Below are 26,894 nucleotides of genomic sequence, written 5' to 3' on the forward strand. Positions count from 1 at the left end.
CTTGCTAAATTATTCTATTTTTGCACCTTATATAAGGCTGCAAACCTATACTGATTAGACAGGCAAATATAACAATTGTTACAGTTTTTCCCGCCTTTTTTCAGTTTAGTGTACAGCCAGTTAACATTACCATTAAACAAAATTTGTACCCAAATATGAAATCGAGGGATATAAGGAAACAATTTCTGGACTTTTTTACTGAAAAGCAACACTTAATAGTGCCTTCAGCTCCAATAGTTACAAAAGATGACCCAACGCTAATGTTCAATAATTCGGGCATGGCACAATTTAAAGAATATTTCCTTGGCAATGCCACCCCGAAAAGCAACCGTATTGCCGATACTCAAAAATGCCTTCGTGTTTCGGGTAAACATAATGATTTGGAAGATGTAGGTTTTGATACCTACCACCACACTATGTTTGAAATGTTGGGTAACTGGAGTTTTGGCGACTACTTTAAAAAAGAAGCTATTAACTGGGCTTGGGAACTATTAACAGAAGTATATAAAGTACCGAAAGATATTTTATATGTAACTGTTTTTGAAGGCAGCGAAGAAGAAGGTGTTCCTTTTGACCAAGAGGCTTATGATATTTGGAAAGAATTAATAGATGAAAGCCATATACTGTCAGGAAATAAAAAAGATAACTTTTGGGAAATGGGCGAGCAGGGACCATGCGGCCCTTGTTCGGAAATTCACGTAGATATACGTTCTGCAGAAGAAAAAGCTCAAAAATCAGGTAGAGAGCTTATTAACGAAGACCACCCTCAAGTAGTTGAGATATGGAACATTGTATTTATGGAGTTTAACCGCAAGGCGGATAAATCGCTGGTTAAATTAGCTAATAAACATATTGATACCGGTATGGGCTTCGAAAGGCTTTGTATGGTATTACAAAATGTAACGTCTAATTACGATACTGATGTATTTACTCCGTTAATAGAGAAAATTGAAAAACTAACGGGTAAAAAATATACCGTAAAAGCGAGTAACGAAACCGAAAAAAAAATAAACATAGCTATCCGTGTAATAGCTGACCACGTGCGTGCAGTTGCTTTTGCTATTGCTGACGGTCAGTTACCATCAAACAACGGAGCAGGCTATGTTATCCGAAGAATATTAAGAAGAGCTATTCGTTACGGATTTACTTTCCTTGATAAGTCTGAACCGTTTATTTACGAATTGGTTTCTATACTAAGCGAGCAAATGGGCGAATTTTTCCCTGAAATAAAATCGCAGCAAGGCTTAGTTACCAATGTAATTAAAGAAGAGGAAATTTCATTTTTAAGAACATTAGAACAAGGCTTACAACTACTGGAAAATGTAGTTGCAGCAACCGAAGGCACAGAAGTTTCAGGTGCTAAAGCATTTGAATTATATGACACTTTTGGTTTCCCGGAAGACCTTACTGCTCTTATTTTAAAAGAAAAAGGATACAGTTATAATAAAACTGAATTTGACGCAGAACTTAAAAAACAAAAAGACCGTTCTCGTGCTGCCGGTGAAATGTCTACTGACGACTGGAACATTATAGTTGACGGCAATACCGAAACTTTTGTAGGCTACGATCAATTGGAAAATGAGGTTAAAATTACGCGTTACCGCAAAGTAGAATCGAAGAAAGACGGAGTACTTTATCAAATAGTTTTAGATAACACTCCTTTCTATCCGGAAGGTGGTGGTCAGGTTGGCGATAAAGGTACTTTATCATCTGCCAGCGAAACTATTGACGTTTTAGACACTAAAAAGGAAAACAACCTTATATTACATATCACTAAAAAACTACCTGAGAACACAAGTGCTACATTTACTGCAAAAGTAAACGATAGTTTACGCAGTAACACTGCGGCAAACCACAGTGCCACTCACCTATTACACCAGGCGTTACGTAGTGTGTTAGGTACTCACGTAGAACAAAAAGGCTCACTTGTAGCACCTAATTACCTGCGTTTTGACTTTTCTCACTTCTCTAAAGTTACAGATGAAGAATTACAACAGGTAGAAGATTTTGTAAATGCAAGAATACAGGAACATATTCCACTAATAGAACGCAGAAGTATTCCTTTTAAACAAGCTATTGAAGAAGGTGCTATGGCACTTTTCGGAGAGAAATATGGCGATAATGTACGTGCAATTAAGTTTGGCAACAGTATGGAGCTTTGCGGCGGTATACACGTACAAAATACTGCCGATATTTGGTATTTTAAAATTACCGGAGAGAGTGCAGTTGCATCGGGTATTCGCCGTATAGAAGCAATTACAAATGAGGCTGTAAAAGAGTATTTCACTACTCAGGAAAATACCCTTAACGAAATTAAAGCTTCACTTAAAAATCCGCAGGATACTTTAAAAGCAGTATCATCATTACAAGATGAGAATGCTAAGCTGAAAAAGCAAGTTGAGGCTTTACTTAAAGACAAAGCTAAAAACCTGAAAGGTGAACTTGCTAATGAAATGAAAGAAATAAACGGGGTTAAATTCTTGGCTAAACAAGTAGACCTTGATGCTGCCGGAGCAAAAGACCTTGTTTATGAACTGGGTAATTTAGGAGATAACCTATTCATTTTACTGGCAATTGTAAATAATGACAAACCAATGCTTACCTGTTACATATCTAAAGAACTGGTAGCAGAAAAAGGCTTAAATGCAGGGCAGGTAGTTCGTGAACTTGGTAAACACATACAAGGCGGTGGCGGAGGTCAACCTTTCTTTGCTACAGCAGGAGGTAAAAATGTTGACGGTATTGATAATGCATTAAATGCAGCTAAAGATTATATTAAATAAAACTATTTTAGTAGATAAATCTTATCAAAATAAAAAAGCGCAATTAAAATTGCGCTTTTTTATTTGTAAGAATAGTCTATATTTGCGCATTAAATTTTCAAAAAATTCAAAAAACTAATCAATGAAAAAAATTTTCTCAATGGCAGCTATTGCGCTGTTTACGATGACCTCATGCTCTGATGACGATAGTTCATCTACTAACCCGGATAGTAATCTTGTACTTCCTAAAAAAATGGTTACCATAATTGATGGAGAAACCGTTACTACTGATTACACTTACAATGGTAACAAATTAGTATCTGCTGTTTCTACTGATGGTGAGCTTCAAGAATATACTTACAGCGGAGATAAAATCACAGAATGTGAAACATCTTACAATGGAGCACTTGAACAAAGAGATGTATACACATACGACGGGGATAACCTTACAATGTTTAAGATGTATTTATATGATGAAGAAGGAGCAATAGATTTTATTAGCAAAAATGAATATACATATAATGCCGACGGAACTATATCAATAATTATGTATCACAATTATTCAAATGGAGGAAATGAAGAATACATAATATATGACCAAGGTGTAATTACATTTAACAATGGAAACCTTGTATCATATATGGGTGACTCTGATGACGAAGTATATACATTTGATGATAAAAATTCAGTAACTAAAAATATAGCATCTAACTATTATATGGCACTTGCTTTTATAGAAGGTGGTGTAAATAATATTCTGACTGATACATATAGTATAAATGATGTAGTAGACTATATGGCTACTTCAGTTTATACATACAATAGTAACAATTATCCTGTAACTGAAGTAATGACATATGGTGAAGAAACTGAAACTTATCAGTATTTCTACGAATAACAATAGTATAAGTTATCATGAAAAAGCCTCTTTTATAAAAGGGGCTTTTTTATTTACCTTTACTCAAAAATAATTATGCAATTCACAACCCAAATACCTATTAAAAAGAATGACAACCCGATTGGGTACAACTCTCAAATAGTGTCTTTGGGTTCTTGTTTTGCAGTCAATATAGGGCAAAAATTTGATTATTTTAAATTCAAAAATGTAACCAACCCATTTGGCATACTTTTTAACCCTAAAGCTTTAGAGAAAGTTATTGGCTTTGCTGTAAATAATAAAACATTTACCGAAGCCAATATTTTTTCCCATAATGAAAGATGGCATTGTTTTGATGTGCATAGTGATTTAAGTGATACAAATAAAGAAGTATTACTTAACAACCTCAACCAAGCTACAGCAACATTAAACACCACACTAAAAGAAGCCAGTCATATCACTATTACTTTAGGTACAGCATGGGTGTACCGCAATAATGAATCAACAGAACTGGTAGCTAATTGCCATAAAGTACCACAAAAGCAATTCAGTAAAGAGTTATTAAGTGTTGAGGTTATAAAAAATAGTCTGAAAAACATACTTTCTCAAATCAACAGTATTAACACTAATGCACAGATTATTTTTACTATTTCACCTGTAAGGCATACTAAAGACGGCTTTACGGAAAACCAATGGAGTAAAGCTAACCTTATAAGTGCAGTATATGAGGTTTTAGCAAATTCTCCTGTAAAAAATAATACTTCTTACTTCCCTTCGTATGAAATTATGATGGATGAATTACGTGATTATAGGTTTTATGCCGAAGATATGATTCACCCGAATGCTACAGCTATAAATTATATTTGGGAACGCTTTACTGAAACAAATATAGCACCGGAAGCAATCGGCACTATGAAAGAGGTTGATGCCATACAAAAAGGACTACAACACAGGTCTTTCAACCCAGATTCGGAACAACACAAAGTATTTCTTTCAAAACTACACGAACGCGCAGATAAATTAAATAAACAATACCCGCATATTACTTTTTAGTCTGTTTCTTTTTCTATAAGTCTATTGGATTCTCTAAAAGCACTTATTAATTCTTGGGTACATATATCCTTTTTATCATTATTAGCGTAAAAAACTTTGAGTATTAACACTTCATTTCTATTCCAAATATAGTCTTCCATATATTCAGTATTCATCGGAGGATAAAAAACAACAGGAAATTTTGGATAGAATGAAGAAAGGACTGACCAGAATCTACCTTTGAAAACAATTTCATCATCTGCCATAATTACAAAAGGAACTCCATTACTGAGGTCTATTTCCAAATTGTCAACTTTTTTAACTGCTGCAGAATCGAGAATGAGTTGGTTATTTCTTATGTCCAGTACTTTTATTTCACTATCAATTATAAAAGGTTCATCCATTGAGTCTTCAAACTCAACATTAAAGTCTTCTTCTAAAAGCTCATTAACTTTACTTTTTAATAAGTAAATTTCAATTACAGGTTCTTCCTTTTTACACCCAAAACAAATCAGTAGTAACACTAAGTAGTATAAATACTTCATAAAGTAAATTTTATCAAATATATTTATTAACGAAACTAGCCCTAACAAAATTATATTTCAAAAATATTTGAAAATTCAAAAAGTTATTATACATTTGAACTATGGAATTTAACGAAGCGAAAAATAAATTTGTTCAAACATGGGGAGCATTAGGTTCGCAGTGGGGTATTAATAAAACCATGGCGCAAATACATGCGCTGTTAATGGTATCGCCCGAGCCACTTTCTATGGAGGACATTATGGAAGAGCTTCAAATTTCCAGAGGTAATGCCAGCATGAACCTTCGTGCATTAATGGATTGGGGAATTATATATAAAGAGTATAAACCCGGAGAGCGTAAGGAATTCTTTATTGCGGAAAAAGACTTAGACGAGCTCGCTGTAAAAATCGCACAGGAACGCAGTAAAAGAGAAATAAAACCGGCGCTGAAAGTCCTGAAAGATGTTTCTACAGGAGTAAAAGAAGATAAATCGAAAGAAGCAAAACATTTTGCAGAGCAAACTTCTAAGTTGTACGACTTTGTACTAAAAGCGGATAACATGATTGAAAAAGTAACTGAAATGAAAGAAAACTGGATTAGTCGTTTAGTTATGAAAATAATGAAGTAAAATTTTTTTAATTATATATTTCAATATTTTTTGAAAGTTTTATAATTACAAACTATTTAATAAAAGCAATATGAACTCATTAGAACGTACCAATACATTTTTTGTAGGTTTCCCAATACTTCTCGGAATATTAGGCTTTGCATTCCCCCAACTATGGGGAATTGCTGCGGTATTTACAATATTAACGGGAGGGTTTCAGGTAATCGCAGCTATAGCTTGCACCATTATTAAAAGTTTTAAAAATACTCCTTTAATAATTTACTGGATTCTAACAATACTATTCTTTGTTATGTGGCACTTAACAAACTGGTGGTGGATATGGTTCCTACCCTCATTTCTTGCTATATATTTTACAATAATCCTTCATTACATAAAAATAGACGAATCATGAAAACACTCGCCAACCAAACACTATTATATGATGAAGACTGTCCTTTATGCCAGGCATATACAGATGCTTTTGTAAAAACCGGAATGCTTGATGAAAAAGGAAGAAAGCCTTACGCTGATTTAAACGAAAATGAACTCACTTTTGTTAACAAGGAAAATGCAGTCAACGAAATAGCCTTGATCGACAGAGAAAATAACACTGTTACGTATGGGGTTGACAGTCTGTTAAAAGTTATTGGTTATTCTTTCCCGACAATAAGCAAAATTGGTAATATAAAACCTGTAAAGTATTTACTTAAAAAACTGTACTCACTTGTTTCTTACAATCGTAAAGTTATTGTGCCTGGGAAGAGTAATAATAGCGAATTGCAGTGCACTCCCAGTTTTAATTATCGTTACAGATTTATATACATGCTTTTTGCTACTATGGTAACAGCAGTAACGCTTTTCTATTACAGTACATTATTACCAATAGTTCCTAAAGGCAATTTTAGCAGGGAAGTAATTTTAGCTGTAGGACAAATGGCTTTTCAGGCAATATTCCTGATAAAGCACGACAATAAAACCATACTAAACTATTTGGGCAATGTAATAACGGTTTCACTTATAGGTTCATTAATACTATTGCCTGTTTTATTAATTAATAGCTTTATGATATTACCCGAAGTAATCAATTTAGTTTGGTTTGGCATAACAGTACTAATAATGTTTACCGAACACTATCGCAGGGTTAAAGTGCTACAACTACCCGGTTACTTATGCTTTACATGGGTAGCTTACCGCCTACTGGCCTTACCTCTAATCTTAAATTTATGACTATGAAAGCACTACATAAAATCAACATTGTTGCTTTAGCGATTACTTTACTACTATACTTCACTGTATACCTAGGCATGTGCGCACAAGTTTTACTAGGTGTCATACAATTAGTAATCGCTTCTATAATAAGTCTTTATTATTCAGACAGATTAAGTCAAAAACTGAAAAAGAACATAAAAATATACTGGATATTAGTAGGCACCAGTTTAGTTATGGCATATATATTTTGGACTTATTTTAAATATAATGACTTTTTAATAGTCACTCTGTTTGTGATACCAATGTTAATAGCATGCTATTTTGCTTACCTAACCTATAAAATTACGCAATATTTAATTACATCATCGAAATGAAAAAACTAATCATAGCAGGAGGAACAGGGTTTTTAGGTGAAGTACTCATCAATTACTTTAAAGAAAAAGCGAGTGAGATTGTAGTGCTTACAAGAAGCAAAAAGAATAACTACGATACTATTCGCTATATATATTGGGATGCCCAAAGTTTAACAGGTTGGGAAAAAGAACTGGAAGGTGCTGATGTACTTATTAATCTCGCAGGTAAATCTGTAGATTGTAGGTATAACGAGCGTAATAAAAGTGAAATAATGGCTTCGCGGGTAAATAGTACTTCTATATTAAATAAAGCTGTTTTGCAGTGTAGCACACCACCAAAACATTGGCTTAACTCATCTACAGCCACAATATACCGTCATAGCGAGGACAAACAAATGGATGAAGTAAACGGCGAAATAGGTCACGACTTCTCTATGAATGTTGCTAAGGTTTGGGAACGTACTTTTTTCCAGACCAAAACGCCTGACACGCTTAAAACTGCTTTACGAACTTCAATTGTTTTAGGCAAAAACGGAGGAGCTTACCCTATGATTAAAAAACTGACTCAACTGGGGTTTGGTGGTAAACAGGGCAGCGGCAACCAATATGTAAGCTGGATTCATGAATATGACTTTGCTCGTGCTGTAGCATTTATAATTAATCAAAAAATCGAGGGTGTTATAAATGTAGTATCCCCTACTCCTGTTCGTAATCGTGAATTTATGAAAACAATACAACATCGTGTAAAAATACCTTTTGGTATTCCTATAAGCAAAACACTATTAGAGATAGGTGCTAAAATTATAGGTACAGAAACCGAATTGGTTTTAAAAAGCCGAAATGTAATCCCGGCACGACTACAAAACGAAGGGTTTGAGTTTAAGTATAACACTGTACAAAAAGCACTCGTGGACCTATAGTTTGTCTGAGAAAAACACCAACACTAACCAAAAAACAGGTATGCTTTCTACCCAAAACAAAGTGTAATATTTAGGGCGTTCAGGGGTGGCAAAAATGGTAAACAAAGCTGTAACAGTAATTAAAATTACATTAACCATTAGCTGTTTTATATCTACTTCAGTTTTAAAAAATTCTAAGCAATAAAAAACAGCTAAAAGTATAAGGTTTAAAAACTTAGTCTTTTTAACCCCTATTTTTTGCGGAACGGTCATTAACAGCGGGTCATCATCTTTTGAATCAATAATTTCAAAAATTAATATCAATATTATTACCAGTAAAAACCGCTGAAAAAATTTTAGTAGCACATCTGCGCCTATAGCAACATCTGCATTTAACAATGGTAATAAGGTTGTAATACCCGCCCAGCATAGAGCAACCATATATATTTTTATGCCTGTCCAGTTTCGCATATTTTTCTTATTCGGAAAAAAAGGAACGGTATATAACAGGGTAAGCGCAAAAAACACAATACTCCAAACTTGGGTACGGCGTTCAAGCAGTAAAAAACATATTCCTGAAACTAGTATAGCTAAAACACTAAGCCCTGTTATAATTTTAAGTTGAGTACCTATAGGCTTTTTATAACGAAAATAACTTTCGTATTTCACAAAGTTATATCCTGCTATAGTCCCGAAAAAAGCAAAACCTGCCACAGGTAAAGAGAACGGCAGTTTAAAAGTATGAAGCGTCATTAAAGTTAATGCCAAAACAGCGAAGGCTACATGAACACTGCCATGTATATAAATACTAAATAACTGCTTTAACCACTTCATCGCGTAAAAATAATTAATCTGTTAATAGTAAAAGCTATATAATAACAATTTCACAAAATCCAGCTTACAAAAACACTTAAAATTAGATAGAAATAGTTACTTTTGTGCCACTAAAAACAACGCAGTAAATATACATGAAAACAGATGCTTTTGCTTTAAGACACATTGGCCCAAGGGAGAATGATCTGCAACATATGCTTGATACCATAGGAACAGAATCACTGGATCAGCTGATATATGAAACAATACCGGATGATATTCGCCTTAAAGAACCACTGGACTTAGAGCCTGCAATGACAGAATATGAATACCTAAACCATATTCGCGAGCTGGGAAGCAAAAACCAAATTTACAAATCATATATAGGGCTGGGCTACCACTCTACAATAGTACCGCCTTCTATACAAAGAAACATCTTTGAAAACCCGGGATGGTACACCGCTTATACTCCGTATCAGGCAGAGATTGCCCAAGGGCGACTTGAGGCACTATTAAACTTCCAGACTATGGTGATAGAACTTACCGGTATGGAAATAGCAAATGCTTCGCTGCTTGATGAAGGTACTGCCGCTGCTGAAGCTATGGCATTACTTTTTGATGTACGCACCCGCGACCAGAAAAAAAATAATGCAAATAAATTCTTTGTTTCAGAAGAGATACTACCACAAACCCTTTCAGTACTGGAAACACGTTCTGAGCCTATAGGTGTTGAATTGGTAGTAGGAAACCACGAAGAGTTTGATTTTTCAGAAGAATACTTCGGAGCTATATTACAATACCCAGGTAAATACGGGCAGGTTTATGACTATGAAAGTTTTATAGCTACCGCAACAGAGAAAGATATTAAAGTAGCTGTAGCAGCAGATATATTAAGCCTTGTTAAACTTAAATCACCGGGCGAAATGGGTGCTGATGTTGTAGTAGGTACTACTCAACGTTTTGGTATACCAATGGGTTATGGTGGTCCTCACGCTGCATACTTTGCAACTAAGGAAAAATATAAAAGAAGCATACCGGGAAGAATTATTGGTGTAACTGTAGATGCAAACGGAAACCGTGCACTACGTATGGCATTGCAAACCCGTGAGCAACATATAAAAAGAGAAAAAGCAACTTCTAATATTTGTACTGCACAGGTATTACTTGCTGTTATGGCAGGTATGTATGCTGTATATCATGGCCCTAAAGGGCTTAAGTATATAGCTGATAAAGTACATCGTTCGGCAGTAACAACAGCCGATGCTTTAAATCAAATTGGTGTATATCAAGCAAATACATCTTTCTTCGATACTATTGTAGTAAGAGCCGATGTTGCTAAAGTACAAGCAGCTGCTTATGCTAAAGCAATTAATTTTTATTATGTAGATAGAGAAACTGTTTCTATCTCTTTCAATGAAACTACTTCATTAAAAGATATTAACGATATTATAGAAATATTCTCTGAAGCAGCAGGGAAAGAGTTTGAACCAATAACAGAGTTAGTTAGCGATACTACTATTGAAGATAAGCTACAACGTACAAGCGAATTCCTGACAAATGAAGTATTTAACAAATACCATTCGGAAACAGCGCTAATGCGTTACATTAAAAAATTAGAGCGTCGTGATTTATCACTTACACACTCTATGATATCATTAGGTTCATGTACTATGAAACTAAACGCAGCCGCTGAAATGCTTCCGTTAAGCATGCCTAACTGGCACGCTATTCACCCGTTTGCTCCTATAGAGCAGGTTGAAGGGTACCAGTTAATGCTTAAAAAACTGGAAGAGCAGCTTAACGTAATTACAGGTTTTGCAGGCACTACTCTACAACCAAACTCAGGTGCTCAGGGCGAGTATGCAGGACTAATGGTAATACGTGCTTACCATCAGGATAATAACGAAGGTCACAGAAATATTGCCCTAATCCCGGCATCAGCACACGGTACTAATCCTGCATCAGCTATTATGGCAGGTATGGAAGTGGTTGTTACCAAAACATCTGAAAATGGTAATATTGATGTAGAGGATTTAAAAGCTAAAGCTGAAAAGTATAAGGATAACCTTTCGTGCCTTATGGTAACTTACCCTTCTACACACGGGGTGTACGAGGCTTCTATTAAAGAAATTACACAAATAATACACGATAACGGCGGACAGGTTTATATGGATGGTGCTAACATGAATGCACAGGTTGGTTTAACTAACCCTGCTGCTATTGGTGCTGACGTATGCCACCTTAACCTGCACAAAACATTTGCTATACCTCACGGTGGTGGTGGTCCTGGTGTTGGTCCTATCTGTGTTGCAGAACACTTAGTACCATTCTTGCCAACTAACCCTATAGTGCCAACCGGTGGTACAAATGCTATTACTGCTATATCAGCAGCACCTTATGGTTCGGCTTTAGTTTGCCTTATCTCTTACGGGTATATTACTATGCTTGGAGAGGAAGGCTTAACCAGCTCTACCAAAAATGCAATTCTTAATGCTAACTATATTAAAGAAAAGCTGAAAGGGCATTACGAAACACTATATACCGGAGAAATGGGAAGAGCAGCTCACGAAATGATTATAGACTGCCGTCCGTTTAAAGATAATGGTATTGAGGTAGCTGATATTGCTAAGCGTCTTATGGATTATGGTTTCCATGCTCCTACTGTATCATTCCCTGTAGCAGGTACTTTAATGATAGAACCTACTGAGAGTGAAAATGTAGAGGAATTAGACCGTTTCTGTGATGCTATGATTTCAATCAGAAAAGAAATAGAGGAAGTAAGTGCTGATGATAAAAACAATGTGCTTAAAAATGCACCGCACACTCTGGCAATGCTTACTACTGATGAATGGACTTTACCATACAGTAGAGAGAAAGCAGCTTTCCCGATTGACTATATTGCTGATAATAAATTCTGGCCTGCTGTAAGAAGAGTTGACGAAGCTTACGGAGACAGAAATCTTATATGTTCCTGCGCTCCTATAGAGGCATATATGGAACATTAAAAATATAAAATGGCTGCTTTTAAAAAGCAGCCATTTTTATTTACTATTATATTTTACTACTTCTCACTTTCACATATTATTATTTTGTTAAATGAAAGATATAGAAACCCGAAATGATATTGAGTTTTTAATGCGTGACTTCTACTCTAAGTTACTCACCGACCCTGCTATAAACTATATTTTTACTGATGTAGCTAAAATAGATTTAGAAAGCCATTTACCTCATCTTACCGATTTTTGGGAACAATCTGTTTTGTATAAAGGCAGTTACCGCAAAAATGTACTGCAAATACATCAAGACTTAAATAACAAAGTAACATTTACAGATTTACACTTTGAGGTATGGCTAAGACATTTTAATGATAGTATTGACAATAATTTTTCAGGTCCTAATGCTGAACGAATGAAAACAAGAGCGTTATCAGTTGCCTCCGTTATGAAAATTAAAATTTATAACTGATAAAAAATATATTCAGCAACAAAACCCGGTATATAATTTATATTCATTAAATATTATGCACACATAGCATTTGATTACTTCTTCTGACATTATATTAACTAACTTAGTACTACCAAAAAGCGGTGAATATGCAGAACATTAAAATTACAGGTTGCGGAAGTTATATACCAACTCGTGTTATAAGCAATAAAGATTTTGCGGAGCACCTTTTCCTTGAAGCAGACGGAAAACCACTTCAATATAACAATGAAATGGTTACTGGTAAATTCAAAAAAATTACAGGAATTGAGGAGCGTCGTTATGTTGATAAAAACCTTCAATCTTCAGATATAGCATTTCTTGCTGCCGAAAAGGCAATAGCAGATGCCGAAATAGATAAAGAAACTATAGATTATATAATACTGGCACACAATTTTGGCGATGTAAAAGAAGGCACGATACAATCGGATATTTTACCCAGTCTTGCTGCCAGAGTAAAAAACCGCTTAAAAATTAAAAATCCTAAATGTGTAGCCTATGATATTTTATTTGGCTGTCCCGGGTGGATTGAAGGTGTAATACAAGCTCAGGCTTTTATAAAAGCAGGAATGGCAAAAAAATGTCTTGTTATTGGTGCTGAAACACTATCACGGGTAGTAGACCCACATGACAGGGATAGCATGATATATTCTGATGGTGCAGGAGCTACAATTATAGAAGCTACTAATGAGGAAGGTGGTATACTGGCTCATGAAAGCGCTTCTTTTACTTATGATGAAGCCTATTACTTACATTTTGGCAAGTCTTATAACGAGAAACATGATAAAGATGTACGTTATATAAAAATGTATGGCAGAAAGATATATGAATTTGCTTTAAGCAATGTACCGGATGCAATGAAAACTTGTCTTGATAAGGCTAATATTCCTATTGATAAATTAAAAAAGATATTAATACACCAAGCCAACGAAAAAATGGATGAAGCTATTATACACCGTTTCTTTAAACTATATGACAGAACCCCGCCTGAAGGCATTATGCCAATGAGTATTCATTATCTGGGTAACAGCAGTGTGGCTACCATACCTACGTTATATGATTTATTAATAAAGGGAAATATAGAAAACCAAAAGCTAGAAAAAGGTGATGTTTTACTGTTTGCCTCAGTAGGTGCAGGCATGAATATTAATGCTTTTGCATACCAGGTGTAATGAATTATCATCGTACAATAGTTAAATAGGTTATTTACTTTACTTATAACCAGTCATCTATAACCTCTTTTCCGTCATATGGTTTTCCATTAGCGAAAGGAAAATTAAAAAACCTAAAAAAGGAGTACTTTTTTCTTTTTAAATCGATTTCATAAATTCTATTTTCTGTAGAACCAAGAGATGTATAATATTTTTTATTTAGGTTTTGCAGATAATCATACTTTTTGTCAAGATATTCCCCTAATACAAAAAACTCATACTTACTACTAACATTCTCGATTTTTTCAGTAGTTATCTCCTCTTCAGGGCTAATAAAAACTCTATAATAATTATTGTTATCAACATCATATAGCAAACATACTGTAACCTTGCTTACTGCTATATAGTTAGGGAGATATAGATAAATTATATGGTTAGTATTTTCAAGTTCATCTTCTAATAAAAGAAATACATTTTCATGGGTATCATTTTTTAATACTGTTGATTTTTCTTTATCTAACTGTAGAGTAGCTCTATGAAAATTTGTAGCATGGCATCCAGTTAGCAGAACAAAAAACACTAAACCTAATACTTTAGATATTTTATTCATTTTGTGAACTATTATAATCTTTAGAAAAGAGAATTGATTCTCTCATTTAATTGAGGAACTAACTTCATTTTATAAACCGCCACTATATTTACTATAAGAGAAAGTCCTACTTTATAAAAAAGGTTTATACTATTAGAATTGGCTTCAGGTAAAAGATAAATCCCCAAGCCTGACACTATAAATATAACTGCAAGTTTTAAGAAAGCAGCATCAAAAGGTAGTAAGCCAAACTTCTTATATATAAACCACAGTTTTGAGCAATTAAATAACACCATTGCTATCAGCGAGGCGTAAGCTACTCCTACTATACCCAAACTAGTATAATAAATAAAATATAGGTTTAAAGATATATTCAGTATGGTAAGTAATAATATTGCAATTAAATTAAACCTATAGTATTTAGAAAAAGTAATCACTTCCGAATTAAAACTTGTAGCCATATTAAACACTACACTTGCACCCAGTATTAAAATAATTGGTACAGAGGCTATGAGGTTATCACCAGTAGGTAATACTGCAAAAAGGTTATTTATTCCCAGAAAAATACAACTGTATAATACTGTCCCTATAAAAAATAATAGATTAGCAACCCGCTTATAATCCCTGCCTAACTCAACTGTGTTCCCTTTTTCAAGATAACGGGATACTATAGGTGCATATATAGCAAACATTCCTACTGCCGGTATTTGCAAAGTTGAGGCTAAAGTTACTCCAATGGTAAACGTACCATTTGCTTCCAGTGAAATAAGCTCAGGAATAATTATCCCGTCAATCCTGAAAGCTAATAAAGAGCCTAAACTTCCTGCAAAAGCAAACAAGCTATATTGTGTATAGTTTTTTCGGCTTATTTTTTCAAATAAAGGTTTAAACTTATAGTTAAAGCCCGGTTTAAAACGCTTAAAAAGATAAATAGCTGTTAGCAAGAAAACCAGAATATATCCCGCTGTAAGTACATAAAGCGACTCGTATATATTAAAAATATTATTTAATAGCAGTAGGAATATAATAGGCAGTACTATTTTAGGTATCAGCTTTTCATAAAGTGTAGGTATTGCTATTTTTTGCATATCCTGAGCCTGTTTTTTAAGCAACTCTACATACGCTAAAGCAACTGCTATGGTAAAAGCAAAATAAAATATATAACTATCGGTACGCTGTCCTGCTTTCGTATAAATAGTAATACCTATCAGTATTATAAAAGCAATAACTAAAATAGAGGCTACACTATAATTAAAAAGTCGCTTTTGGTACTGATTGCTCAATGAAGGGTAAAACTTAATTAATGCCTGAGAAGCCCCCATTACCATTATAGGGTATAGCACCTGAGCAATAACATCTATATACCGTACTAAACCCAAAAACTCTTTATCATACGGATAAACAAATAAAACGGAAAGCACACCAATAGCAGTCCCTATATAATTAATAAAGGAAAATAATACTACTTGTTTTGATGATGCCTGCTTATCCATTATTGATAACTAACTGCTTACTGATTTTTGTCGGACTTGTTCTATACTCTGTTTAGCTCTCACCTGCTTTATGTAATAACTAAACAGCTTAAAAAATAAATTTGCTACTTTACCCACACCATAATACTTACTAAAATATTTTGGCAGCCCTAAAACTTCTTTAAAAGCCAAACGATAACTTTTGTCCAGGCTATTATTTATATTCAGTAAAGTGGTTAGAATTTTATATTGCGATTGTATAACATCCTTTTTAAAGTTACGCTTTATAACCCTGTCGTGTACAATGGAAGCATTTTCGTCTATACCTATTAAAAACCTATGGTATTTTACCCGGTCACAATAATTTCTATCCTCTCCATAATGGCTGAACATTGGTTCAAACAAACCTACTTTTTCTATACATGCCCTACTCATCATCCATGCAGCGGCATTTACAAAAGGAACAGTTACCAAATTACCTGAGCTTGCTGTTTTCCTGTTATAGTATGTTTTAAAACTTTCATCCCAAGTAGTTTCATCTCCTGAAAAATGTATAGGACTAATAATACCGTAATCAGCATTAGTCTCCATACTATTTACCAGACTTGAAATAGTTTTCGGGAAAACCCAAGCATCTTGATTTAAAAGAAAAATGTAATCAGCTCCGTTATCCAGTGCTTTTTTAATACCGATGTTATTCGCTTTACCAAAACCAAGATTAGTCTCTGATTGTATAAGCTGAACCTCCAGGTATTTAGATAATAATACCACAGAGTCATCCGTAGAACAATTATCAATAACTATAGTATTTACAGGATATTCAGACTCAAGTAGCGAAGTGATATTTTTATCAATCCACTTTGCCCCGTTGTATGTTACAATAACCACAAAAACTTTCTTATCCAAACTCCTGATACTTTTCTAATCACACAAAAATAGCCATATTTGTATTCATTTCCCGCACTAATGAAATATTACGTAATCATTCCCGCTTATAACGAAGCTGATTATATAGGTAAAATGCTGCAATCATTAACATTGCAAACCGTTTTCCCCACTAAAGCTATTGTGGTAAATGATAATTCTACCGATGAAACTGCTGCTATTGCAGAGGAATTTGCTGCAAACAATAACTGGCTAACGGTTGTAAACAGAAAGTCTGATGCAGCACACATGCCGGGCAGCAAAGTAATACAGGCATTCAATACTGGATATGAAGTTATTGATGAAGATTACGACATTATTGTAAAACTTGATGCCGACTTAATACTTCCTGTTAACTACTTTGAAACTATACTAGAGGTATTTAAAAAGGACGACAAAGTAGGTATGGCAGGTGGTTTTGCCTATATAGAAAAGAATAATGAGTGGACAATAGAAAGCCTTACTGACAAAGACCATATAAGAGGTGCTTTTAAGGCCTATCGAAAAGAATGCTTTTTACAAATAGGCAAGCTAAAACCGGCTATGGGTTGGGACACTGTAGATGAGTTACTCGCCAGATTTTATAACTGGAAAATAGTTACTGTACCAAACTTAAAGGTAAAACACTTAAAACCTACCGGAGCAAGTTACACCAAGCAGGCACGCTACAAACAAGGCGAAGCTTTTTATAGCTTGGGCTACGGTTTACTTATAACTACAATAGCAAGTATAAAACTTGCAATGAAAAAGAAAAAACCCCTTCTCTTTGCAGATTATATTAAAGGGTACTATAACGCTAAAAACAATAAAAAGCCTCTACTTGTAACACAAGAACAAGCAAAGTATATTAAGGCATACAGATGGAAAAAAATAAAAGATAAACTCTTTTAAACTATAAAGTATTAAAAAACTATTAACTACTAGCGAAAAGTGACTACAATTAGGTACTTTAGCGGATATTTTAGTTATAAATGATAAAAGCTTTAAACCAAATAGGACGTTACTTCCTGATGATAGGAGAAGTGTTTTACAAACCTGTGAAATGGAAGGTAATGAAAACACTGATATTTAAAGAAATAGATGATCTTATTATTGGTTCGATGGGTATCGTTGCCTTTATTTCTTTCTTTATTGGTGGTGTTGTAGCAATACAAACAGCACTTAACCTTACTAACCCGTTAATACCAAAATCACTTATTGCTTTTGCAACAAGACAATCGGTAATACTGGAGTTTGCTCCTACCTTCATATCAATAATTATGGCAGGACGGGCCGGTTCATACATTACATCCAGTATTGGTACGATGCGTGTAACCGAGCAAATAGATGCTCTTGAAGTAATGGGGGTTAATGCTGTAAACTACCTTATATTCCCTAAAATTATAGCTTTCAGTTTATACCCATTTGTTATTGCTATAGCAATGTTTCTTGGTATTCTTGGAGGAATGGTAGCAGGAGTATACGGAGGGTTTATTGGTCAGGCAGAATTTTTACAAGGTATACAAACCGATTTTATACCCTATCATATATTTTACGCCTTCTTTAAAACTTTTATCTTCGGATTTATACTTGCCACTATACCTTCTTTCCATGGATTTTACATGAAAGGTGGTGCACTGGAAGTTGGTAAAGCCAGCACCACATCATTTGTTTGGACCAGTGTGGTAATTATACTTCTAAACTACATTATTACTCAATTACTTTTAAGCTAATGATAGAGATTAAGAACATAGAGAAGTCGTTTGGAGACACAAAAGTATTAAAGGGTATTTCTGCTGTTTTTGAAACAGGTAAGACCAACCTTATAATTGGGCAAAGTGGTTCGGGAAAAACAGTTATGATTAAGTCATTGCTTGGTATACATACGCCTGAGGTAGGAACTATATCTTTTGACGGAAGGATATACTCTAAAATGACACCTGATGAAAAAAGAACATTGCGAACCGAAATAGGAATGGTATTTCAGGGTAGCGCGCTTTTTGACTCTATGACTGTTGAAGAAAATGTGGGTTTCCCTTTAAAAATGTTTACTTCTAAAAGAAATCGTGAAATAAGAGATCGTGTAAACGAAGTTTTACAAAGAGTAAACCTTGAAGGATCAAACAAAAAGTTCCCTGCTGAAATTTCAGGAGGGATGCAAAAGAGGGTAGCAATAGCAAGAGCTATAGTAAACAACCCTAAGTATCTGTTTTGTGATGAACCTAACTCAGGGCTTGACCCGGAAACCTCTATAGTTATTGATGAGTTGATACACGAGATAACAAAAGAGTATGACATTACTACTGTAATTAATACGCATGATATGAACTCTGTACTGCAAATAGGTGAAAATATTATCTTTCTTAAAAACGGTAAAAAAGAATGGGAGGGTGATAAAGAGGAAATACTGGAAACCCGTAATAAATCAATTATAGAGTTTGTGTACTCTTCTGATTTATTTAAAAAGGTAAGAGAAAATCTACTTGCTGAAGAAGAGGAAGAAGATAACAAATAAAATACTTACTATATAGAATATAAAAAAAAACTCCTACTTTTCAGTAGGAGTTTTTACTTGCTATTAATTTACCTGTCGTTGCAGGTACACCCAGCCTGTTACTTTTTTACCTGCTGAAAGGGTAGCGACATAAAAGTACGTTCCTGCCGGAAGTTCTCCCTTGTCACTTTGCCCGTGCCATTCATTCACATAATTTCTTCTTTCATATACCTGCAAGCCATATCGGTTAAATATCTGTAAATCTATAACATCAAGGTTAGAAAGATCAAATGACTGATTATACTCATCATCATTTGGCGATATACCTCTTGGTATCTCACATGATGTATTTTCTACTATTATAATATCCTGCTCACTACAGCCGTCAGCGGTAGTAATAGTAACCATATACTCTCCGGGAGTTAAATCACTAATATTTGCTTCCTCCCCTACATAGTAGTATCCATCAGGACCTGTCCACACAAAGGTTGAACCTGTCACTTCTTCAATATTATCTATAGATAGTATATATTCAAAATTAACACACCCTCCATCCAGTACTATATCAAAATCAACTGTTTTTGGAGTTACTTCAATTGACTGTTGTGTTTCACAGCCATTTGTATTTATAACTGCATCATACTGCCCTATTTCAAATACTTCAATAGTTTGGCTATTAACGCCTACTAACTCTTCTCCGTCATGATACCAGGCAAGACTAGCATTATTAATATCGAAGTTTTGAGGGTTAATATCCAGCATAGTACTTTGTCCTTCACATAATGATGCATCTCCTCCAATAGTAAAATCAGGTAACGGGTTTATTGTAACATTTACTGTAGACGGTTGCGATGTACAACCATTTACTGTGGCTGTTACACTATACGTACCCGATGCTGAAACTGCTACACCTGTTATAAAAGGGTTTTGTTCTGTTGAACTAAAATTATCAGGGCCTGTCCATTGGTAAGATGCTCCTGTAACATTATTAACTGACAATTGAATATCTTCTCCTTCGCAAACAGCATTTACAGCGGTAGGCACAGGTGCTTGAGGCGTATCATTAAGTGTTATTGTTATAACTGCTTCATCGGTTACATTATCGCACCCTACTACTGTATAACGGAAGTTATATGTTCCTTCAGCCAGTCCGTTAGTATCAAGCATATTTCCTGAAAGCATACCGCTTGAATCTACATCTTCCCAAGTACCGCCCGCATCGTGTGGTGCACTTAAATATGCTGTTAAATCAACCGTACTACCTTCATTACATAATGTAATAGTGTCGTCATCTCCTGCATTAGGATTTGTATTTACTATTACCTCTACTGTTGCAGGTTGCGAAGTACAACCGTTTATTGTAGCTGTAACACTATAAGTACCCGAAGCTGAAATTGCTGCATTAGTAATAACAGGAGATTCTTCGGTTGAAGTAAAATTGTTTGGTCCTGTCCATTGGTATGATGCACCTGCAATTGTAGTAACACCCAGTTCAATATCATCACCTTCACAAATAGGCGCCACAGTATCTGCATCAGGAACTTCAGGCGTATCAGTAAAGGTTAGTGTTATAACTGCTTCGTCAGATATTACCCCACATACATCCATTACAGTATAGCGGAAATTATATGTTCCTTCAGCCAGTCCATCTGTATCAAGCATATTCCCTGATAACATACCACTTGCATCTACGTCTTCCCAAGTACCACCTGCATCATGAGGGCTACTTAAATATGCTGTTAAATCAATTGTATTTCCTTCATTACATAGTGCTACGCTATCATCATTACCTGCATTTGGCATTGCATTAGGTTCTATTTCATACTCCAGTGTGGTATTCATACATGATGTTGGGTTCTCAGCAATAATATCCACATAATATACTCCTGCTTGTGTATCTGAATCAAAAGCAGTGAAGATTAAAATATTATTATTACTCAATACGGTATCAGGGTCATTTGCCGAGTACCACTCATAACTTAAAAAAGAAAGAGGCTGTACCGAAAGTGTACCTTCTTCCCCTTCACAAAAATCTGTTGCTGTTATAGCTAAAGGGTCTGTAGCATTTATATTAAACTGTGCATTTACTATATTTTGGCAAGCATCTGTAACCTGGAAATTATAGTACCCTGATTCCAAACCTGAGAATATATTTGAACCTGCATTATCAATCAGGAAAGGCTCCCCATCTTTAGTAGTAATTTTATAGGAGAATGGCGGTACACCATCTACCTCAACAGCTGCTTCTGTTAAGCCATCAGCACAAGGAAAACTATACACCTCTGTAATTTCAGGTCCGCCTGTAAATGTAAATTCACTAATTACATTAAAGCAAAGCACATTAGTTGTTGTACCGTTATCTAAATAATAAAATGTTTTTATAACCCTGTAATCACCTACAGCAAAATAAAAAGTAGGATTACTATCGTAAGGAGGGTCTACATATATCGAATTGACTTCTGTAGGTAAGCCATCTGTATAAGCTTCACCTGTCTCAGGGTGTCCCCATGTACCTGTAGCTTCATCATAGTACTGTACCCAAAATGACCTTATATAATTACCGTTACTTTGGTGTTGTATACTTAGCTGAAAAGAACCACAGTATGGTATAACATTAATATCGTTTTGTGTTATGGTATAACCTTCTACTGTTACATCCTTTGTTCCTATAGCACCACAGGCGTCTATTGCGTCAAAAGTATAATCTCCCGCCGGGAAAGAATTCATATAAAAATTACCATTATCCGCAATGTTATACGATACATCTACAGGATAAGTATCACTAAATTCAGCAGGACCGGAGGTAACAATCATCGATTCCAAATCTGCTTCACTGGTAAGTCTTATTGAGCCGTACCCCTCTTCACACCCCGGTCTTTGTAATACGTTCATGTCAAACGTTCCTCCTGATGTAGTAGGTTCAAGTTCTACAATCTCGTTATATTCTTCTCCACAAGTATCAACAAGAAGAAACTCATAAGTACCTATAGGCAATCCATCCATTAAAAAACCTTCCTGATCTCCTACATATGCAGAAACATCTTCGGGAAGTGTTCCGGTATATTCCGCAGGTGCACTAATCATGGTTACAGTATCAATAGTCCTCCCCTGTATCCAAATCTGAATACTGCCCAAATCACTTCCGCATACTGCATCTGTTATTACCTGTGTTTGGTTTTCAGGTTGCTGAACATCAAAAGTATCTGTATAACTTCTTCCGCAAGCATCCGTTATTTCAACAGTATAAACTCCTTCAGGCACTGAAGCTGTTGTTGAAGCATATTCTGCCATAGAAGCAAACGTAGGATGAGATGCACTAAAATCAGAAGGGTTGAAACCCGCAGGTGCAGAAATAAAATTAACATTTATAGGCCCTACATATATAAAGGGGGCTATTTTAAAAGATAAAAAAGTACAGTTTTCGATACTGGAGGTTGCTGAAAAACCTAAGTGTTGGTTTACTATATTATTCTCTCTCGTAAATACATTACCGCAAACATCTGTTACTTCTAAATCATAATAATATTCCTGATCATGATAAAAAGGAATATTTGCTATAAAATTAGTTGGTGCTACTGTTTCATCTCCTGAAGGCAATACCTCTGTTACAATAGTAGGAGTACCGCCACCAGGAGGGTATACTGTATACTCATAAGTAAGCGGCCAGAATATTTCTTCGTTATTTGAACTCATAGCATAGGTATTACCTACAGATATGGTATTACAATCCGGTAATTCTGCTACAGGAAAAGTTACATCTCCTAAAATAACATTAGTATTTATTTGTACCAGCTGTATTGTTACTACTACACCTTCACCACAATCATCGTACGCTCTTACAACGTAAATACCTTCGGGAAGATTATTAAACACATTATCTGATTGTAGCGGAACTGTAACAGGTCCGTCTATTATTTCATAAGAAACAGGGTTACCTGAATTTACATTTACAGTTATGGCACCGTCATTACCACAACGAACATGGGTTGGCGTAAGCGTATAAGACAATGGGGTTACCTGATTTTCTATTGTCACCTCTGCTGAGCTGGTGTTAGATTCTGTACCTAATGACTGGGTTGCTATAACAAGATAGTTTCCTGCTCCCAGTCCCGTAGCAACATTATCGGTAGTAACAGTTATAGCAGTTGTTGTATTAGGCAAAAGGTACACAGAATAGTCTATTGAGGCAGAGCTATTAGTTCCTGATACCGAGAAATTAAGCGCACCATTACCGAAACAGGTTTGCGGAGTTGGTGTAACAGTTAGTGTAAAGTCTGGTAATTGCGCATAAGCACAAAATGTGAATAAGAATAATACAAAAGTAGGTATAATTCTTTTAGTTAATGAGTAGGTGGACATGCGTTGGTGTGTGTTTTTAAAATTCTAAACTTTCCAAATTTATAATAAAAATGGAGTTATTTGGCTAGAACTCATTTAAAAGTAAACACTTTACCTGATAAAAACCCTACCTGAATATTTAAAATATTTTTAAAAGAAATTTATGACTTAGATTTCGGAGCTACTAATTCCGTGAATTTTTTAATCTCTTGTTCTTTATTTTTAGGATAAATGAGCAGTATATTTTCTTTATCTACTACAATAAAATCCTCTAAACCATCCAAAACAACTATCTTATCCTTATCAGTACGGATAATATTATTTTTTGCATTTTCTATAAATACTGTAGCGTTTACCACAGTATTATCATTAGGGTCTTTAGTAAGCTTTTCATGTAATGAACCCCAGGTTCCTAAATCGTTCCAACTGAAGGTAGCAGGTAATACATACACATTTTCGGCATTTTCCATTACCGCATAATCAATAGATATATTGGTAGATTTTATATAGTTATCTGTAATAAAAGTTTTCTCACCTTCGGTATTATACACACTAAAACCGGAATCAAATAAAGCGTACATTACAGGCTGAAACTTTTTAAATGCTTCGGTAATAGATTTTACACTCCATATAAATATACCTGCATTCCATAAAAAGTTCCCGCTATCAAAAAATGTACGGGCTGTGGTATAATCAGGTTTCTCTCTAAAATGAGAAACTTTTTTTATAGGTGCCTCATCCTTTTTATCATACTCTATATAACCATACCCTGTGTTTGGAAAAGTAGGCTGTATACCAAGCGTCATTAAAACATCATCCCTTTCAGCGTAATTAAAAGCTGTTTGCAAATTCCCTATAAACTCATCTTCATTTTCAATCCAATGGTCGCTGGGCGCAACAACCATAACGCCGTCAGGGTTTTGTTTTTTAATTTTTAATGAAGCATATAATATACAGGGTGCTGTATTACGCATAGCAGGCTCTAAAACAATTTGTTCCGGTTTTACCTGTGGTAATTGCTGTAACACCAAATCATTATACGCTGCATTGGTAAGAATTAGTATATTCTCTTCAGGTATTATTTTAGATAGCCTTGCAAACGTTTTCTGGATAAGGGTTTCGCCCGTACCCAACATATCGTGAAACTGTTTCGGAAACTCTGTTGTACTAACAGGCCAAAAGCGTGAACCTACACCTCCTGCCATTAATACTGCATAATAATTACTGTTTTTCATTTTCCAGATGGTTACTTATTAATAAAGTTTCTGATATTTTCATCCAGTTCAAAATTCTTTTAGTTTTTTTTAACAAATCCTACGGTAATAATTCCACTTCCGCATTTGGGCTAAACAAGTAAACCTTACCCGTAGCAACCTCCTGGCATTCAAAACGTTTTACCCGTTGAGCACCTTTACTGAATATTTTACCGTTATGTATCCTGAAATTACTCCCGTATGGAATCTCAAATATATAATTCTTTTCTGATTTTTCATCAAACTGCTTTAGTGCAATAGACAGCGTAGCATCGGTGTCGCTACTGGCTTTCGGGTTCCTGAAATGACGTGCTAACAAGGGTAATAACTGGTTAGGGAAAATTTCCGGACGTATAAACGGAACCATAAGTTGCTGGAAGGTAAGCTTCCACTCCACTCCATGCGGTTTTATATTCCTGCCATACTTTTCAAAAGCTACCAAATGCGCAATTTCATGTACCAAGGTCATTAAAAACCTATACTTATTAAGGTTAGCATTTATGGTTATCTGATGTCTGCCATCAGTGCCCTTACGGTAATCGCCATGCCTGGTAACCCTTTCATTAACAATTTTAAGGTTAACCCCATACAGTTTAATCAACTCAAAAACGGGGTCTGTTGCCTGCTGCGGTAAGTATGGTGCTATAATATGTTTCAAAATGCTATACTATATACTTTTACGTACTTACGGTGTAGTGCTTGATACCTGCAACACTTTTCCGTTATAAAATTTATTACCTGTTAATGAAAATTCATAAATATAATCTGCCATTTCTTCCGGCTTTAAAGGTGCCTCATACCCTGGGAATGCTTCTTGCAGCATTTCGGTATTTACAGCTCCTAATGCCAACACATTAAATGACACTCCCTGCTCTTTGTATTCTTCAGCTAAAAGTTCTGAAAGTGTTATAACAGCGCCTTTACTGGAACTATAAGCTGATAAGCCTGCAAACTTCATACTGCCTTGTATACCGCCCATACTACTTATAGTTACTACATGGGAACCTTTTTGCATATACGGCAACACCAGCCTGTTTAAAGCTGCTACACCAAACACATTTACTTTATAAATATACTCGAACTCTTCAGCAGTTATTTCTGCAAATGGTTTTAATAATAAAGCACCTGCATTGTGCACTACAATATCAACATACTTAAAGTTTTCTTTAATGTATTTTTCTGTCTGATTTAACCCGTCTGAATTAGAAAGGTCTACAGAAAGGCAGGTTATATTTTTATGTTCCAGTAGCTCTTTTGCCGTTTTTCTGGAAAGTGCCAAAACATTATGTCCTTCATTAGCATATTTCAGTGCTAATTTGTAGCCAATGCCCCGACTCGTACCGGTAACAATTACATTTTTCATTGTTTTATTACTGTTTCTTTGCTTCTTCCGCTAAAATAATAATTTAAAACTACTTCTTTCTATTGATACGACGGAAAGTAAGGTTTATACGGGGAAGTGTATCTTTTGAGCGTTTAGGGATGGTATGTTCCCAATACTCCTGAGTGGTTCCTGCCATTAAAAGCAAAGTACCATGTGTTAAGAGTAACTCCTGTACAGGCATATCCTTTTTTGTTTTGTGTCGTAATTTAAAAGGACGCGTTTCCCCAAACGTAACCGAAGCTATTATTTGGTTTTTATCGTAACGCTCCTCTTTATCGCTATGCCAGCCCACACCATCTTTTCCGTCTCTGTATAAATTAAGTAACACACTGTTAAATGTAACACCACACTCCTGTTCTACTTTCTTTTTTATAGCCAGTAATTCAGGCGTCCAGAAAGGTGCGCTAAGGTCTGCACCAAAATTACTTTTATCTTCATACCAGGCAATCATTCTCGGAATGGTATGCGTTTTGTCATAAACCGTAAGCTCTGATTCCCGCCAGGGAGTATTATTTAGTAAAGTAGTATAGTAATAATCCGACTCCTGCTTAGAGAAGAAACCTTTGTACAGCATCAACTCCGCATCAGGCAAATCCAATATAGTTTTATTGGGTTTGCTGTTGGTAAATAAGTCGGTATCATTAAATAATTTCATTACTCAAAATTACTACTCTTTACTCTATAACAAAAATAATACCCGCCCTGAAAAACAGAACGGGTATTAAATTTATTTAAGATTATAACGAAGTG

The 26,894-nt window shown here is 35.1% G+C and carries 23 protein-coding genes; 13 read left to right on the top strand and 10 right to left on the bottom strand.

What is annotated here, in order from left to right; all coding sequences use genetic code 11:
- Positions 1 to 155 precede the first annotated feature (155 nt).
- From alaS to IEW45_RS08040, 3 genes are all read left to right on the top strand, one after another.
- The gene (alaS, locus tag IEW45_RS08030) at positions 156 to 2,783 is read left to right on the top strand and encodes an alanine--tRNA ligase (protein ID WP_188620708.1); all 2,628 of its coding nucleotides are present in this window, start codon (positions 156 to 158) and stop codon (positions 2,781 to 2,783) included.
- Between the two features lie 121 nt (positions 2,784 to 2,904).
- Entirely contained in the window at positions 2,905 to 3,660 is a 756-nt protein-coding gene (locus IEW45_RS08035) for a hypothetical protein (protein ID WP_188620709.1), read from the top strand.
- 75 nt (positions 3,661 to 3,735) lie between these two features.
- Positions 3,736 to 4,692, top strand: a complete 957-nt coding sequence (locus tag IEW45_RS08040) for a GSCFA domain-containing protein (RefSeq protein ID WP_188620710.1) — start codon at positions 3,736 to 3,738, stop codon at positions 4,690 to 4,692.
- On the opposite strand, the gene IEW45_RS08045 is transcribed toward IEW45_RS08040, so the two are convergent.
- Positions 4,689 to 5,216: a hypothetical protein gene (locus tag IEW45_RS08045; protein ID WP_188620711.1), complete on the bottom strand. Its 528-nt coding sequence runs from the start codon at positions 5,214 to 5,216 to the stop codon at positions 4,689 to 4,691. The two genes, IEW45_RS08040 and IEW45_RS08045, sit on opposite strands and share 4 nt — an antisense overlap.
- A 101-nt stretch (positions 5,217 to 5,317) precedes the next feature.
- Between IEW45_RS08045 and IEW45_RS08050 the strand changes: the two genes are divergently transcribed.
- The 4 genes from IEW45_RS08050 to IEW45_RS08065 all read left to right on the top strand — a co-directional run bounded on the left by IEW45_RS08050 (position 5,318) and on the right by IEW45_RS08065 (position 8,285).
- A complete protein-coding gene (locus IEW45_RS08050) occupies positions 5,318 to 5,824 on the top strand; it encodes a GbsR/MarR family transcriptional regulator (protein ID WP_188620712.1) in 507 nt (168 codons plus the stop codon).
- A 70-nt stretch (positions 5,825 to 5,894) separates the two neighbouring features.
- Positions 5,895 to 6,215, top strand: a complete 321-nt coding sequence (locus IEW45_RS08055; RefSeq protein WP_188620713.1) for a hypothetical protein — start codon at positions 5,895 to 5,897, stop codon at positions 6,213 to 6,215.
- A complete protein-coding gene (locus tag IEW45_RS08060) occupies positions 6,212 to 7,030 on the top strand; it encodes a thiol-disulfide oxidoreductase DCC family protein (RefSeq protein WP_188620714.1) in 819 nt (272 codons plus the stop codon). Before IEW45_RS08055 ends, IEW45_RS08060 begins: the two co-directional genes overlap by 4 nt.
- A gap of 352 nt (positions 7,031 to 7,382) precedes the next feature.
- Positions 7,383 to 8,285, top strand: a complete 903-nt coding sequence (locus IEW45_RS08065; protein WP_188620715.1) for a TIGR01777 family oxidoreductase — start codon at positions 7,383 to 7,385, stop codon at positions 8,283 to 8,285.
- Here IEW45_RS08065 and IEW45_RS08070 read toward each other — a convergent pair.
- The gene (locus IEW45_RS08070) at positions 8,280 to 9,098 is read right to left on the bottom strand and encodes a UbiA prenyltransferase family protein (RefSeq protein WP_188620716.1); all 819 of its coding nucleotides are present in this window, start codon (positions 9,096 to 9,098) and stop codon (positions 8,280 to 8,282) included. The two genes, IEW45_RS08065 and IEW45_RS08070, sit on opposite strands and share 6 nt — an antisense overlap.
- Positions 9,099 to 9,232: 134 nt before the next feature.
- On the opposite strand from IEW45_RS08070, the gene gcvP reads away from it, so the two are divergent.
- The 3 genes from gcvP to IEW45_RS08085 all read left to right on the top strand — a co-directional run bounded on the left by gcvP (position 9,233) and on the right by IEW45_RS08085 (position 13,732).
- Complete coding sequence (gcvP, locus tag IEW45_RS08075) at positions 9,233 to 12,082, top strand: aminomethyl-transferring glycine dehydrogenase (RefSeq protein ID WP_188620717.1); 2,850 nt, start codon at positions 9,233 to 9,235, stop codon at positions 12,080 to 12,082.
- A gap of 91 nt (positions 12,083 to 12,173) precedes the next feature.
- On the top strand, positions 12,174 to 12,542 hold the full coding sequence (locus IEW45_RS08080; protein WP_188620718.1) for a group III truncated hemoglobin: 369 nt from the start codon (positions 12,174 to 12,176) through the stop codon (positions 12,540 to 12,542).
- Positions 12,543 to 12,670: 128 nt separating this feature from the next.
- Positions 12,671 to 13,732 (top strand): 3-oxoacyl-ACP synthase III family protein, encoded by a 1,062-nt coding sequence (locus IEW45_RS08085; RefSeq protein ID WP_188620719.1) that lies wholly within the window; start codon positions 12,671 to 12,673, stop codon positions 13,730 to 13,732.
- Positions 13,733 to 13,775: 43 nt separating this feature from the next.
- Here the strand turns inward: IEW45_RS08085 and IEW45_RS08090 are convergent, their stop codons facing one another.
- Genes IEW45_RS08090 through IEW45_RS08100 form a run of 3 tightly spaced genes read right to left on the bottom strand, consistent with a single transcriptional unit; the run spans position 13,776 to position 16,678 of the window.
- A complete protein-coding gene (locus tag IEW45_RS08090) occupies positions 13,776 to 14,321 on the bottom strand; it encodes a hypothetical protein (protein ID WP_188620720.1) in 546 nt (181 codons plus the stop codon).
- A gap of 20 nt (positions 14,322 to 14,341) precedes the next feature.
- Positions 14,342 to 15,793, bottom strand: coding sequence for a lipopolysaccharide biosynthesis protein (locus IEW45_RS08095; protein ID WP_188620721.1), 1,452 nt, complete (start codon positions 15,791 to 15,793; stop codon positions 14,342 to 14,344).
- 9 nt (positions 15,794 to 15,802) lie between these two features.
- Positions 15,803 to 16,678, bottom strand: a complete 876-nt coding sequence (locus tag IEW45_RS08100; RefSeq protein ID WP_188620722.1) for a glycosyltransferase family 2 protein — start codon at positions 16,676 to 16,678, stop codon at positions 15,803 to 15,805.
- Between the two features lie 60 nt (positions 16,679 to 16,738).
- Between IEW45_RS08100 and IEW45_RS08105 the strand changes: the two genes are divergently transcribed.
- The 3 genes from IEW45_RS08105 (at position 16,739) to IEW45_RS08115 (ending at position 19,190) form a co-directional block, all read left to right on the top strand.
- Positions 16,739 to 17,587, top strand: a complete 849-nt coding sequence (locus IEW45_RS08105; RefSeq protein ID WP_188620723.1) for a glycosyltransferase family 2 protein — start codon at positions 16,739 to 16,741, stop codon at positions 17,585 to 17,587.
- Positions 17,588 to 17,667: 80 nt separating this feature from the next.
- A complete protein-coding gene (locus tag IEW45_RS08110) occupies positions 17,668 to 18,408 on the top strand; it encodes an MlaE family ABC transporter permease (RefSeq protein WP_188620724.1) in 741 nt (246 codons plus the stop codon).
- Entirely contained in the window at positions 18,408 to 19,190 is a 783-nt protein-coding gene (locus IEW45_RS08115) for an ABC transporter ATP-binding protein (RefSeq protein WP_188620725.1), read from the top strand. Before IEW45_RS08110 ends, IEW45_RS08115 begins: the two co-directional genes overlap by 1 nt.
- Positions 19,191 to 19,253: 63 nt before the next feature.
- Here IEW45_RS08115 and IEW45_RS08120 read toward each other — a convergent pair whose 3' ends face one another.
- The 5 genes from IEW45_RS08120 to IEW45_RS08140 form a co-directional block, all read right to left on the bottom strand.
- On the bottom strand, positions 19,254 to 23,528 hold the full coding sequence (locus IEW45_RS08120) for a T9SS type B sorting domain-containing protein (protein WP_188620726.1): 4,275 nt from the start codon (positions 23,526 to 23,528) through the stop codon (positions 19,254 to 19,256).
- A gap of 140 nt (positions 23,529 to 23,668) precedes the next feature.
- Positions 23,669 to 24,742, bottom strand: a complete 1,074-nt coding sequence (locus IEW45_RS08125; protein WP_188620727.1) for a mannose-1-phosphate guanylyltransferase — start codon at positions 24,740 to 24,742, stop codon at positions 23,669 to 23,671.
- A 79-nt stretch (positions 24,743 to 24,821) separates the two neighbouring features.
- Positions 24,822 to 25,418, bottom strand: coding sequence for a SprT-like domain-containing protein (locus tag IEW45_RS08130; protein ID WP_188620728.1), 597 nt, complete (start codon positions 25,416 to 25,418; stop codon positions 24,822 to 24,824).
- Between the two features lie 27 nt (positions 25,419 to 25,445).
- On the bottom strand, positions 25,446 to 26,123 hold the full coding sequence (locus tag IEW45_RS08135; protein ID WP_188620729.1) for an SDR family NAD(P)-dependent oxidoreductase: 678 nt from the start codon (positions 26,121 to 26,123) through the stop codon (positions 25,446 to 25,448).
- A 49-nt stretch (positions 26,124 to 26,172) separates the two neighbouring features.
- Positions 26,173 to 26,799 (bottom strand): alpha-ketoglutarate-dependent dioxygenase AlkB family protein, encoded by a 627-nt coding sequence (locus IEW45_RS08140; RefSeq protein ID WP_188620730.1) that lies wholly within the window; start codon positions 26,797 to 26,799, stop codon positions 26,173 to 26,175.
- Between the last annotated feature and the right edge of the window lie 95 nt (positions 26,800 to 26,894).

The organism is Flavobacterium suaedae, assembly GCF_014642915.1.
Lineage (GTDB): Bacteria > Bacteroidota > Bacteroidia > Flavobacteriales > Flavobacteriaceae > Flavobacterium > Flavobacterium suaedae.

Bases quoted from the DNA above. Each gene is read 5' to 3' on its own strand.
- IEW45_RS08085 (WP_188620719.1), top strand. From the start codon at position 12,671: ATGCAGAACATTAAAATTACAGGTTGCGGAAGTTATATACCAACTCGT.
- IEW45_RS08125 (WP_188620727.1), bottom strand. From the start codon at position 24,742: ATGAAAAACAGTAATTATTATGCAGTATTAATGGCAGGAGGTGTAGGT.
- IEW45_RS08135 (WP_188620729.1), bottom strand. From the start codon at position 26,123: ATGAAAAATGTAATTGTTACCGGTACGAGTCGGGGCATTGGCTACAAA.
- IEW45_RS08115 (WP_188620725.1), top strand. From the start codon at position 18,408: ATGATAGAGATTAAGAACATAGAGAAGTCGTTTGGAGACACAAAAGTA.
- IEW45_RS08140 (WP_188620730.1), bottom strand. From the start codon at position 26,799: ATGAAATTATTTAATGATACCGACTTATTTACCAACAGCAAACCCAAT.
- IEW45_RS08110 (WP_188620724.1), top strand. From the start codon at position 17,668: ATGATAAAAGCTTTAAACCAAATAGGACGTTACTTCCTGATGATAGGA.
- IEW45_RS08050 (WP_188620712.1), top strand. From the start codon at position 5,318: ATGGAATTTAACGAAGCGAAAAATAAATTTGTTCAAACATGGGGAGCA.
- IEW45_RS08040 (WP_188620710.1), top strand. From the start codon at position 3,736: ATGCAATTCACAACCCAAATACCTATTAAAAAGAATGACAACCCGATT.
- IEW45_RS08095 (WP_188620721.1), bottom strand. From the start codon at position 15,793: ATGGATAAGCAGGCATCATCAAAACAAGTAGTATTATTTTCCTTTATT.
- IEW45_RS08055 (WP_188620713.1), top strand. From the start codon at position 5,895: ATGAACTCATTAGAACGTACCAATACATTTTTTGTAGGTTTCCCAATA.
- IEW45_RS08045 (WP_188620711.1), bottom strand. From the start codon at position 5,216: ATGAAGTATTTATACTACTTAGTGTTACTACTGATTTGTTTTGGGTGT.
- alaS (WP_188620708.1), top strand. From the start codon at position 156: ATGAAATCGAGGGATATAAGGAAACAATTTCTGGACTTTTTTACTGAA.
- IEW45_RS08035 (WP_188620709.1), top strand. From the start codon at position 2,905: ATGAAAAAAATTTTCTCAATGGCAGCTATTGCGCTGTTTACGATGACC.
- IEW45_RS08080 (WP_188620718.1), top strand. From the start codon at position 12,174: ATGAAAGATATAGAAACCCGAAATGATATTGAGTTTTTAATGCGTGAC.
- gcvP (WP_188620717.1), top strand. From the start codon at position 9,233: ATGAAAACAGATGCTTTTGCTTTAAGACACATTGGCCCAAGGGAGAAT.
- IEW45_RS08070 (WP_188620716.1), bottom strand. From the start codon at position 9,098: ATGAAGTGGTTAAAGCAGTTATTTAGTATTTATATACATGGCAGTGTT.
- IEW45_RS08065 (WP_188620715.1), top strand. From the start codon at position 7,383: ATGAAAAAACTAATCATAGCAGGAGGAACAGGGTTTTTAGGTGAAGTA.
- IEW45_RS08105 (WP_188620723.1), top strand. From the start codon at position 16,739: ATGAAATATTACGTAATCATTCCCGCTTATAACGAAGCTGATTATATA.
- IEW45_RS08120 (WP_188620726.1), bottom strand. From the start codon at position 23,528: ATGTCCACCTACTCATTAACTAAAAGAATTATACCTACTTTTGTATTA.
- IEW45_RS08060 (WP_188620714.1), top strand. From the start codon at position 6,212: ATGAAAACACTCGCCAACCAAACACTATTATATGATGAAGACTGTCCT.
- IEW45_RS08090 (WP_188620720.1), bottom strand. From the start codon at position 14,321: ATGAATAAAATATCTAAAGTATTAGGTTTAGTGTTTTTTGTTCTGCTA.